Source organism: Paenibacillus sp. MMS20-IR301 (assembly GCF_032302195.1).
Taxonomy (GTDB): Bacteria; Bacillota; Bacilli; order Paenibacillales; family Paenibacillaceae; genus Paenibacillus_AQ.
Genome location: NZ_CP135275.1, coordinates 4,787,425 through 4,799,639 on the forward strand (window position 1 = coordinate 4,787,425; position 12,215 = coordinate 4,799,639).

Below are 12,215 nucleotides of genomic sequence, written 5' to 3' on the forward strand. Positions count from 1 at the left end.
CACAAAGTGGCGCTTTAGCTTCGAAGCTTACTCAGGTACTTTGCGGGGGCCCCGAAAAACAGCCCCACAAAGTGGTGCTTTGGCTTCGTAGCTTACCCAGGTACTTTGCGGGACCCTGCACCCTGCTGCCGCAGGCAGCCAGATCAGTAAAATTCCGGCGCAAAATGGATTATCGCTCTTCCCGGATAATCCATTTTGTCGTCAATCCAATCCCACTGAGCTTTCACGAAAGAAGGTTAGAGCTATGTTCGGAACGCTGTCTTATAACAAGCAGAAGACGATTATCATCGTCTCCTTTCTGCTCATTCCGCTGATTCTCCTTGGCACCTTCACCTATTATCCGGCGCTGAAGCTGATCTATTACAGCTTCACGAACTGGGACGGCTACAGCCCCGAGAAGCCCTGGGTCGGCCTGGCCAACTACCGTGAGGTGTTCAGCACTCCTGATATTTTCAAAGTCTTCACCCATAACTTTGCTTATTTCGTCATGGGTATCCTGCAGAATATCGCAGCAATCTATTTCGCGGTTGTGCTGAACAGCAGGCTGCGGGGCAGAAATGCTTTTCGGATTATGCTTTTCCTGCCGTACATTATGAACGGGGTTGCAGTCGCCTTCATGTTCGGCTATGTATTCGACACAACCAACGGCTCGCTGAACCTGTTCCTGAACAGCATCGGTCTCTCCGGCCTTGCCCAGACCAGCTGGCTCGGTACTGAAGGACTGGTGAACTACTCGCTCGCCTCCACCGGCTTCTGGCGGTTCATGGGCTACAATATGGTAATATACATCGCCTCCCTGCAGGCCATTCCGCGTGATATTTACGAAGCTGCCAAGATTGACGGCGCCGGCTCGATGCAGACGCTCTGGCGGATTACACTGCCGAATATGAAAGCCGTCATTCAGCTCAATCTGTTCCTGACCGTAACCGGCGCACTTGAAGTATTCGACCTGCCGTTCGTACTGACCAAAGGCGGACCTGCCGGCGCCAGCCAGACTTACGTCCAGCGCGTGGTGGATACGGCATTTGCCTTCAACAACTACGGCCTGGCTTCGGCAATGAGCATCATCCTGCTCTTCTTTGTCGTCATCGTACTGCTGATTCAACAACTGGTGCTTAGCCGGGGAGGAGACAAATAGCCATGGAACATTCCAAATTGCGTATACAGGATCTGTTTAAATACTTCACGCTGCTGATTGGCGTATTCGTCGTTCTTTTCCCGCCATATGTTGTTATCGTCAATGCCTTCAAATCCACAGATGAATTCAACAGCAGCAGCTCTATGGCTCTGCCGCACAGCTTCCTCAACTTCGACAATTTCGTTGCTGTCTTCCAGCGCGGCGGCCTGCTGAGCGGCTTCGGCAATGTGCTCATTATTATTATTATTACATTGACCCTGAACATTCTGTTTGGCACAATGGTGGCATACGTGCTGGGACGCTTCTCCTTCAAGCTGAAGCCGGTAGTGTTCGGTGCTTATCTCATTGCCACCATCATTCCGAGTATCACTACCCAGGTCGCCACCTTCGGTATTATCAAGAACATGGGGCTGTACAACACGCTCGGCGCACCCATTGTGCTCTATATCGGGGCCGATGTCATCCAGATCATTCTGTACCTGCAGTTCATCCGCAACATTCCGTTTGATCTCGATGAAAGTGCGATGGTTGAAGGCGCTTCCCTGTTCAAAATTTACCGCTCGATCATCTTCCCGCTGCTGACCCCGGCGACGGCTACACTGGTGATTCTGAAGACGATCAGCATTTACAATGACATGTACATCCCTTATCTATATATGCCCAAACAAAGCCTGGGTGTCGTCACAACCATCCTGATGCGCTTCCAGGGGGTAAATTCCGGCGAATGGAATCTGATCTGTGCGGCGATCCTGCTCATTCTGCTGCCGACGGTCATTCTCTACTTCTTCCTGCAGCGCTATATCTTCGAAGGGGTAACGAGCGGCGCCGTGAAATAGGGGTGTACGGAAAGGAACAACCATAGTGTTAGCCCATATCCGGAGATTTCCGCGGACCCTTTGGCTGTTCCTGGCCAACTTGCCCATGGAGCGCAAGCTGATTGTCGTGTTTATTTTTCTGATTTCCCTGCCGATCACTTATGTAAGCTATCTCTCTTCCCGCTCCACCTTTAATTCGGTTCTCGTCAATGCGACAGCAAGCGCGGGGCAAATGGCCGACAGCGCCTCGGATACGGTTGACCGTTATCTGACCGATCTTAAGCGCTATACCGCACTTCCGCTCTATAACACGGATGTCCAGTTCTATCTGGAGCAGCAGGGCACTGACTGGGAGAAGAATACCGGCATGTCGATGTTCCTGAGCTATCTGAATCATACGAAGGAAGAGATTGTGGCTGTATATCTGGTGGATAAGTACGGCTCCGTCTACTATGACAAAAGCTCCGGAATCAGCGAGCTGTTCCCGGCAGAACGGCTGGCGCAGTGGCAGAGCCTCACGAAGGAAGGCGTAGCCCCCGTCGTTCAGGGCAGGCATACGATCCGTGTGAACGCCAGTGACCACCGCGAGGTATTCAGTATTCTGCGCACCGTCAGTTCCGTCAGCTCCCTGCAGAAGATCGGGATGATTATCTTCGATATCAACATCAGCCTGTTCAAAGGCATCGTCGATCCGGTGAATGCCGTTACCCACGGAAGTACGCTGATTGTGGATGACCAGGGCGGCCTGATCTACGCCAGCCCGGGCGGGGGCGGCGACTCCCCGGGGCTGCTGGAGAATAACACGGACAAATTCCTGCAGCAGGTGAGCGGACCCGGCGGCCATTTCCGGATTACACTGGACAGCAAGGATTATCTCGCGGTATATACCGTCTCGGAGAAGACTGGCTGGACCACACTGGTCTCCATTCCGCTGGATACGATTCTGTCGCCAGTGGAGAAAACGCGGAATACGCAGATTCTCACTACCCTGGCGATTATCGCCTTCGCTCTGATTGTGGCGACCTTCATCTCCTATGCGCTGACCAAGCCGCTCAAATCAATGGTCCGCCTGATGAAGCAGGTGCAGCACGGCAATCTGGATGTCTGGCTGCATCCCCGGTATAATGACGAGATCGGGATGCTCGGCAGCCATTTCAACCGGATGATTATCCGGGTCAAGGATCTGCTGCAGGAGGTTACGCTGACCGAGAAACGCAAGCAAAAAGCCGATATGCGGGCACTGCAGAATCAGATTAACCCGCATTTCATATACAATACCCTTGAATCCATCCGCATGCTGGCGGAAGGCAGTGATGAGCCGCGGGTAGCACAGCTCACTTATCTGCTGGGGATGCAGATGCGCTACGGGATTGTCCGCAGCGAAGAGCTGGTCACGATCCGGGATGAGCTCGACCATGTGCGCAATTATCTGGATATGCTGCAGATCCGCTTCCCTGATAAATTCAGCCTGCAGATACAGGTGCAAGAACAGCTGCTCTCCTTCCCGGTCATTAAGCTGGTCTTCCAGCCGATCGTGGAGAATGCTGTTTTCCATGGCCTTGAGCCTAAGCAAGGTCCGGGCAGAATCAGCATTACCGGCTGGGCCGAAGGGGATCAGGCTGTATTCAGCGTAGAGGATAACGGTGTCGGCATGGACGAAGTTACCCTGCGCGCATTGAACAGCAGCCTCAGCGGCGGGGCAGACGGCGAGAAATTCGGCATCGGCCTGCGCAATGTGAACGAGCGGCTCCGTCTGGATTATGGCAGCCCCTTCGGGCTGCGCGTGGAGAGCGTGCAGGGCAGCGGTACCCGCGTAACCTTAAGAATCGAAGCGCTCTCCAGTCACCGCACCGAAGAATAGAGCGGGACAACGGCACTGTACATTACGTTCCAGAAAGGGGATATCCGGATTGCTGCGTATTGTGATTGTTGATGATGAAATCCTGATCCGCGAAGGTCTGGCCCGGATGATCAGCAAGGAAAGCAGTGAGTTTACTGTCATTCAGACATTTCCTGACGGCAAGCCGTTGCTTGAAGCCCTTCCGTCACTCCAGTTTGACCTGCTGATTACCGATATCCGCATGCCGCAGATCGGCGGGCTTGAGCTGATCCGGCTGCTCAAAGCCAGTCATCCGCAAATACGTTCCCTGCTGATGAGCGGGTTCGTTGAATTCGATTATGCCCGGGAAGCCATCCGCAGCTCGGCAGTTGATTACCTGCTCAAGCCGATCAATAAGGAGCAGCTGTTCGAGGTGCTTTACAGCCTCGATAATGAACGCAAGCTGCTGCGCGAGCAGGAGCAGCGCCACCGCTCCGGGCTGCTGCTCTCCCTGCTGCAGGTAGAGGAGCCTTCTCCGATTCTGCTGCGCGGCCTTATTTTGCCCCAGCCTTATTTCACTGTGTTTGTGCTTAAAGCCTCCTCACCGGAAACGGTCTGCGCAAGTACAGACAGTCTGCGGCAAGCGAAGGATTCCCTGTTCGATTCTCTGGAGCTGCGGCGGGGGCAGCATGTCTGGATCTGGTATTCGGGGCACCCGCTGACACCGGATGAACTACTGAAGCTCCGCACGCCTGTAGAAGAAGCAGGCAGCGGGCAATGCCTGCATATCGGAATAAGCCGTTCCTATGCGGACCCGGCCATGCTCAGAACCGCTTATCTTGAAGCCAAATCTGCCTGTGACCGCGGAATTTACCAGCCGCAGCCGCTGCATTATGTTACTATTGAAGAGCTCGCCCTGCCGCAAACGGCGGTGGCTGGGCTTTTTGCACCTTTCCGTGATCCGCTGATCCATGATCTGCAGATTCTTAATGTTCCCGGCGTCCTGGACTCCGTTCACAAGCTCTTTCTGGAGCTGGCTGCGCTGCAGGCTTATCCGGAGCAGATTGTCGGCATTTGCCGGGAGATCCAGGCTCTTGCCCGCAAGGAGCTGCCGGAGTTCGAAGCGGTTTGCCCGGCTGAATCGGCTGTAGTGCTGGAGGAGCGGATTCAGTCCGGCCTGTATTTTGCCGTCATGGAAGAGCAGTTCACTTCTGCCCTCTCCTCTGCCCTGACTGCTATCCGCACCCACCGGCTGGAGCTGTCCGTTACCGCTGTAGAGACGATCAAACGCTGGATCACAGCGAACTACAACCAGCACGCCGACCTGAACACGCTTGCGGGCATGGTATATCTGACACCGACCTATTTAAGCAAGCTGTTCAAGCAGGAAACCGGGCTTACCCTGACCGATTACATGATTGAGATCCGTATCCGCACCGCTAAAGGGCTGCTGAAGAACGCCCCGGACCTCAAGATCCATGAAATCGGCAGCGAAGTCGGCTATCCCGATCCGGCGTATTTCAACAAACTGTTCAAGAAAGTGGTCGGTGTCACGCCAAATGAATATAAACGAATCTCATCTGTGTAAGGAGTCTGATCCCTTGAAGCCGCTGTCCCGAACTGTAACTGATTCTCAGGAAATCGAAGTCTATGATACTACCCGGCTGTATGGCGAGAGCGGGCGCTTCCGTGTACTGCAGTTCTCGGGCGAGGCGATTCAGGGAGCGCTTGATCTTGATCATCCCCGCCGGGTGGTGTTCGAATATCCGCGGGCAATGATCCATCTGATGGAGGCAGGCAATCCCTATTACGAGGATGTATTTCTGATCGGGCACGGGATTGGCACGATTGCCGGATATTGTGCGGAGAAGCGCTTTAAGGTGGCTGAGGTGAATGCGCAGGTCGTGGAGCTCAGCCGCAGCCAGTTCGGATACAGCCAGGACAATGTCAGCATCGGTGACGGCCGCGGGCTGCTGGAGGGGGAGCCGGATCATAAGTATGACTACATCCTGCTCGACGCCTTCACGGCTGCCGGCACGCCGCCGCATCTGACCTCTCTGGAATTCTTCGCGCTTACCCGGGCCAAGCTGCGAAGCGGCGGCATGATGATTATGAATCTGATGGGCCGCGGCGACAGTGACCGGCGGATCAGCGCGATTCACACAACCCTCAGCGAGGTCTATCCCCACACCCGGACCTTCGCCCTCCCGGCGGAAGGCAGCACCGATGTCCGCAATATCATCATGACCGGCAGCAGCCGCCCGGTCACCTGGCAGCCCCGCCACATGGCCGGTTTCACCGAAATCACGCCGGAGCTCGGGTACGTGATCAGGGACTAGCGGGCCTGCCGCTCCGAACCCCCTTCGCTTCTTCTAGCTTTTGGTTAAGTTCTTTAGTCCCCCTATATATAGGATGAACTTCAAACTTTAGTAAAAGTCCGAGCGGCGGTGGGGATTTGAGAACTGGAAGGAGCGCCAGCGGCCGCCTTTGTCACCGGATTTCCACCGCGGAGAGCGGTATAAATCAAGAAATCTGGGGGCGGCAGCGGCCGGAAGTCCAAAACTTACCGCAGCCGCGGCTGATCCTTTTGTTCAAGCTAATCGCTTAGCGTTACGGACTGGAGAGACGTTAAGCTGTGGACAAGCGCTTGAATGCTGGCCTTAACGGACACCAGCGCCGTTATTTCGCCGAAAAAGTGGCACTTGGAGCTTGAAAGCGGCGAATAAGGTCCGTGGTGTCCGCAAGCCTGCCAAGTAGGCCGATTCAGAGCGAATAAGGGCCGTGATGTCCGTCCCTCTTCCACTATACGTATTGAATCTGCTGCCAGGCTATGCAGTACAATAATCTCCTGATAATCCCGCTCCGATTTGTTACCGCATATCAGATCAGACTATCCGGGAATCCCACAGTCCTCACCTTAGCTTATTTACCTTTCACCGGCGTTCCCTGATGAAAAAACATCTGCCAGCGTCCATCCCGGAATTTCCAGATCGAGCTGCGCAGGCAATGGATGCCTGTGTCTTCATTGAAGGTCCGGTAAGTAGCCAGCACAGCCTCCTCTGACAGAGTCCGGAGCTCGAAATGACTCAAAGTCATCCGTACCTCGCCTGCCCCTCCTTCCCCCACCTGATCCTCTTTCTTGTACACTCTGCCGGAGCTGCCGAATTCCGTGTAATCATCAGCGATCAGCAGCGATACCGCTGCCGGATTTGTCCGGACTTCATTGCTCAGCAGCTGTTCTTCCAGCCCGCAGATATGCGCTGCCAATATTGCTAAAGCTCCCATACTATCCCTCCTTGTTGCTACATCTACTATTCCAGATGACTGTCTGGAAATCCTTGTACAGACAGCAATAATCCCGGCCGGTGCCGCAGGAATTGCAGCGCCGGCCGGGACCTTCCAGCATCAGGATAGTAGCTCCAGCTAATCTATCTTTCTACTGCAGACTCAGCCCTTCAGCTGGGCCAGAATCTGCGGATCTTTAATCTTCGTATCTTCAGCCAGCAGCACGACCTTGGAGAGAATCTCCGCCGTGCGCGGGTCCTCGTCGAGGAACGGCAGGAATAGCCTTCCCCGGTGCTGGGAGTGGACAGGAATGATATGCAGCACACCGCTGGCCTGCTTGAAGCTCATTCCGCTGCCCAGATGCACAGCATATTCCCCCAGCGTTCCGGCAATTTTGGCGTAATTGCCTTCAATGCGCACATTGTTCAGCTTCAGCAGCCGCAGCGACTCGCTGACAATAACTCCGCGCATCTGGATTGTAGTCAGGCTGGCCTCCGGATCAACACCGCCCACATGGGCGACGCTCACGACCAGATCGACATCGCGCATCACCTCAGAGAACAGCCGGGGCGGTACTTCATCCAGCTTAACATTCTTATACGTAGTCCTGTCGAAGAACTCTACAGTCTCCAGCGTCGGTGCTTCCGTATCGGCAGGTGAGAACCAGTCCGCCATGGCGTACAGCCGGGCAATCAGATTCTCGCCATAGAATACCTTCTGCAGCCCCTCTTCATAGCTGACCGTCCACTGCCGCTCCCTGAGCAGCGCAACCGTCTTGCGCGGCTGCACCTGGTGGCCTGCATAGCGGCGGGATACAGCCGCACTTTCCAGCTCATCCGCGTTAGGCAGATACAGCTCGCGGAAGACCTGCTTGAACGGCTGGCGCAGCTGCCGGTCAAACAGATCCTTCTGGTACAAGCTCCAGTCCCCGCTGTTGTACAGATCAAGCGGATGAGCGATATACAGCTCATCCTGCTCCCGGATGGCCGCCTGCTCCCCGGAAGGGGCCGCCAGCGCCGCCGAATCCGCTGCATAGTAGCCGAGCGTGCTGCCGTTTCTCAGCACGAGGCTGCGCAGCAGCGGAGCCAGAACCGGACTCCGGTCCAGTCCGGCAATCTCCTGCAGGCTGAAGCTGCTGCCCGCTTCCATCGAGCGCTCCAGCTCCTGCCGCGCCCGGCGGAACTGAGCGGTCAGCTCGCTCCGCGTTTCCTTCAGCGCTTCAATATACTCATGCTTCTTGAAGCGGGCCGGAACCGACTTCAGCTCCTTGCCTTTGCTGATAATGACCAGCTCACTCTGTCCCTGATCATCGATAACCAGCTTGGCATTTGTATCGTCATCCAGCCCGAACGGCTGGAAGTACGACTGCAGCTCATCCAGCTTGCGGGCTTCGATATCCCACATCAGCCGGGTCACATCGGCATAGCCGGCATTGCGGGCCAGATTCCCGAGCGCAATCCGGGCAACCAGCCCTTCGCTTGCCCGCCGCTGCGCACCGAACTTCTTGCTCTCCGCGAGGAAGCGCTGGATCAGCTCGTAGCGCTGGCGGATATCCTGATCCCGGTCTTTGCCCAGCGGAAGGAGGCTGTAGCTGAGCAGATGATCCTTATTCCGCTTCTGCTCTACCGACTGCTTCATCTCTGCTAGCTTCAGCTTGCCGAGCGTAGCATCGGCGAATAGCTGGGAGCGGCGGTGGTTAGCACCGGCAGAGATATATTTGGCGCAGTCATATAACAGATCGAAACGCTTCTTGCCCAGAGTCTGATAAGCGGACTGGAACCAGTTCACATCAAATGCGCCGTCATTGAAGTCCTGCGGAGTAATCGGCGAATAATGGGCAACGATCGTTTCCTTCTCCGCCGAGAAGCTCTCGTTGATATGGGCATGGAAATACCAGGCTGCGCTGCGGATGCCTTCCCAGGCCAGATAATCCGAGATGATCTCAATCCACTGCGGCGCATACATGGCCGCCTCCAGCAGCCGCTTCTCCGTAATTCCGGAATCCTTCAGCAGCGTACGCAGAAGCGCAGCATCCTCACCCTCCCGGGGATGGCTGATCTTGAGCAGATGGCTGAAGGATTCCTTCTTTGTAATGCTGCTGCCGTAGCCGTACACATAACCGCGGATGAAGGTATCCTTGTCCAGCCCCGTCAGGATCCGGATGAAATACTCCATGCCTTCAATCCGCTGCAGCGACATCACGAGAGGCGTGACCTCTGTCGGCAGCTCACCGCGGACCAGTTCAATTTCCAGCAGCCGGTCAATCAGCATCTTACGGATCTCAGTAATTAATGCGCTGTCTTTGACCCATTCCAGGTTACGGCCGGTAAGGCTGCTTATATGATGGCGGTTATTCTGGCCGGCAAGCAGCTCCCTGTATAATTCTTCTGCCTGAATTAACCCCGATTCATACGCCTTAAGATAGTCATTCAGCCCCAGCTTCGAGCCGGCATCCTCCGGATTCATCCGGTCGAATGTATACAAGGATCTGAACAGCTCCTTGAAATCATCCGGCCCGTCGGCCCGGTCCCGCACCATTCTCAGCCACGGCTGGGCAAGCACATTGAGCAGTGCTGCTTCACTCTCCAGCTTATCCTCCGGCATCATAGCCAGCAGCTTGTTCAGCGCTCCGGCAGCAAGGCTGAAGCTGCCCTGCTTGCTGCTGTCTGCATAGAATGCAGCAATAAGCGCCTCCACCTGCTTTCCGTACCGCAGCCCTTCGAACAGCCCGGCTACCTCCCTGATGGTCTGCAGCGGATAGACCTCACTGGTAAATTCCAGCCGCCAGCCCTCCAGCAGCTTATGCTTCTTCAGCTCGCGGTAATCCATCGAGCCTCTATAGTACCGGTAGTAGCGCTCCAACGTTCCGTCCAGATCATCCAGCTGGTTATAAAAGTTCAGTTCAAGCAGCATTCTCGGATTCCAGCCGCTTCTCTCCAGATAGGCAGACCAGACCTCATGAAGCGGATACTCCTCCAGCTGGGAGGCTGAATCATCCCTCTCCCAGTGCATGACCCACTTCAGCTGGCGCAGCACCGTCCCGACCAGCAGCGTCTCCTTCTGGCCGGAATAATATTCACTGACATATTCCTGCTCACGGTGCTCATGAACCACTTCATCCAGTCCCTGGAGAAATGTCTTAATCTCTTCTGCGGACAGAGTGAAGAATTCATCCCAGCTGAATCCGCCGGGCTGTGGTCCCAGGGACAGCCACGCTTCGGTCTCCCCGGGAACGAATAACCCGAACCCGTTCGCTGCCGTGTATTCGTTCTTCTGTTCCAGCTTGGCAATCAGCTCCCGTTCCTGGGCAGCCGGCTCACGGATGGCCTCCACCAGCGGGCGGACGGCCTGGTACAGGCTGCTGCGCTCTTCGTCCTCGAAGAGCACGGTCACCATCTCCAGCGCGGCAAGCCGCTGGAGGCTGTTCTTCTCCTGCAGCAGCCGCCCTATGCTGCCTTCGAGGGCGGCATCCGGCTGGCTGAGCAGCAGCCGGGTCACGTTCTGGCGCAGCGATCCGGTCTTCAGCTTCAGCAGCGCTTCCGCCTGCACCAGCTCCGCTGCGCTCAGGATCAGGGCTTTGGCCTGTTCCACGGCCAATTCACGGTTCTTCATGCTCTTGTCCCCGAGACTGGCGAACAGGAATTCCCGCTGTGCCGGCTCCAGCGGATCACTGATGAAGCTGTTCAGCAGCTCCCCGCGCAGATCGGCGCTGAACTCATCCTTCAGTGCAATCAGCTCGGCAATCCAGCTGCTGTCCATGTCGTATGCGGTTAAATACAGCAGCTTGCGCACCGGAAGCTCAGCAGTGTAGTTCAACTGGACGAAGCTCAGCACCTTGGATTCCCCGGTCAGCTCACGCTGGGGGGCTTGCAGGAACAGCGCTTTGAGCGCCTCAAAATCGCGCCGCCGCTCCTCCTTCGCCTCCAGCTGCGGTGAACGCTCCAGCTCAAGCTTAGGCCCGTCCTTCTGCGGCTGCCATAACCGGCTGTAGCTGTAGTCATAGTTAAGCAGAACCCAGTATTGCAGCTCCGGGTCCTGCTCCTCCAGCGCCTGCCGCGCACTGCGCAAACGCAGCTCAGAGTTCTGGCTGTTACCCAGCACATACTGGGCGACGATCTTCTGGTAGACCTGTCCGCCGGACATCAGACGATCAATCCGTCCGTACAGCTCTTCTTCCTCATGCACGGCTGTAGCCCAGAGGCTCAGGTAGACATGCTGGGCATTCGCCTCACTGAGCCATTGCTCCCTGACGGCTTCATCCTCCAGCACCTGTACTGCACCTTCGAGCAGGCTTCGTGCTACACGCTGGTTCTGAGCCTCCAGCCCGATACCGGTCCAGACCCCCAGCGCCCGTACGACAGAGCTGTAGCGGATGAAGTCATGCTCAAGGATCAGCTTCAGCAGATACAGATTATGCTCCAGCAGGCCTTCATCCATCCGTTCGACCAGTGACTGGCGCAGCCCTTCCTGCAGCTTGGCAGCCAGCAGCAGCTCGCCGAGCATCACTACCGCTTCCGCCCTATGGCTCATGAATACACCCTTGATCATATCGTGGCTCAGCACCGCCCCCTGATTATCCCCGTAGACCATTTCCTTCAGCAGCTCCAGCATCGTGCCGTCCTTACGGTCCAGCTCATAAGCAATTATGTCACTCAGAGCGACGCTGAAGCGGTATTTATGATTGTAATCCGCCTGATCCTCTTTTCTCCGCAAATAGTCATCCAGCACAAAACCCTGCTGCTCCATAAAGATCAACGCGCTAAGTTTATTCAGAATTTGCGGGCTGTGCAGCTCCAGATTGCGGGTCCGGAACGGTCTGCGCAGGTACCCTCTGCTGTAGGGATATTCTGTGCAGTGCTCCACTATGTAAGTTAGCACCTCTGCCGTATAAGGAGTGAACAGCTGCCCGACTGCAGCCAACAGTGGTGCGAAGAGCGCCTCTGTCTTCCTTTCCCCATCCTTAACGCTTCCCCCTGCAGACAGCTGCTTCAGCAGCTCCATGCACTGCCTGCACTCTTCCTCTTGGCCGCCGACAAAATTCAGCCGGCTGACCGCCAGCACCGCCGAAGCAAGACCTGACGTTTCTTGGTCCAGCTGCTTCGCCTTAAGCTCCATCTCTGCATACCACTGTGCTTCCAGATCCTCTGACCTGATTGCT

At 55.9% G+C, this 12,215-nt stretch carries 7 protein-coding genes; 5 read left to right on the plus strand and 2 right to left on the minus strand.

Features of this window, described 5'->3' with window-relative positions; translation table 11 throughout:
• Positions 1-244 precede the first annotated feature (244 nt).
• Genes LOS79_RS20520 through LOS79_RS20540 form a run of 5 tightly spaced genes read left to right on the plus strand, consistent with a single transcriptional unit; the run spans position 245 to position 6,111 of the window.
• Positions 245-1,138 carry a carbohydrate ABC transporter permease gene (locus LOS79_RS20520; RefSeq protein ID WP_315411961.1) on the plus strand — a complete coding sequence of 298 codons (894 nt, stop codon included), beginning with the start codon at positions 245-247 and terminating at the stop codon, positions 1,136-1,138.
• A 2-nt stretch (positions 1,139-1,140) separates the two neighbouring features.
• Complete coding sequence (locus tag LOS79_RS20525) at positions 1,141-1,974, plus strand: carbohydrate ABC transporter permease (RefSeq protein WP_315411962.1); 834 nt, start codon at positions 1,141-1,143, stop codon at positions 1,972-1,974.
• A 25-nt stretch (positions 1,975-1,999) separates the two neighbouring features.
• Entirely contained in the window at positions 2,000-3,814 is a 1,815-nt protein-coding gene (locus LOS79_RS20530; protein WP_315411963.1) for a cache domain-containing sensor histidine kinase, read from the plus strand.
• Positions 3,815-3,863: 49 nt separating this feature from the next.
• Positions 3,864-5,360, plus strand: coding sequence for a response regulator (locus LOS79_RS20535; RefSeq protein ID WP_315411964.1), 1,497 nt, complete (start codon positions 3,864-3,866; stop codon positions 5,358-5,360).
• A 13-nt stretch (positions 5,361-5,373) separates the two neighbouring features.
• On the plus strand, positions 5,374-6,111 hold the full coding sequence (locus LOS79_RS20540; RefSeq protein WP_315411965.1) for a spermidine synthase: 738 nt from the start codon (positions 5,374-5,376) through the stop codon (positions 6,109-6,111).
• A 583-nt stretch (positions 6,112-6,694) separates the two neighbouring features.
• Here the strand turns inward: LOS79_RS20540 and LOS79_RS20545 are convergent.
• Positions 6,695-7,057: a nuclear transport factor 2 family protein gene (locus LOS79_RS20545; RefSeq protein WP_315411967.1), complete on the minus strand. Its 363-nt coding sequence runs from the start codon at positions 7,055-7,057 to the stop codon at positions 6,695-6,697.
• Between the two features lie 162 nt (positions 7,058-7,219).
• Positions 7,220-12,211, minus strand: coding sequence for a DUF4132 domain-containing protein (locus LOS79_RS20550; protein WP_397386806.1), 4,992 nt, complete (start codon positions 12,209-12,211; stop codon positions 7,220-7,222).
• Positions 12,212-12,215 lie beyond the last annotated feature (4 nt).

Excerpts from the sequence above, each read along its gene's own strand:
- LOS79_RS20525 (WP_315411962.1), top strand. The coding sequence starts at position 1,141 with ATGGAACATTCCAAATTGCGTATACAGGATCTGTTTAAATACTTCACG.
- LOS79_RS20545 (WP_315411967.1), bottom strand. The coding sequence starts at position 7,057 with ATGGGAGCTTTAGCAATATTGGCAGCGCATATCTGCGGGCTGGAAGAA.
- LOS79_RS20520 (WP_315411961.1), top strand. The coding sequence starts at position 245 with ATGTTCGGAACGCTGTCTTATAACAAGCAGAAGACGATTATCATCGTC.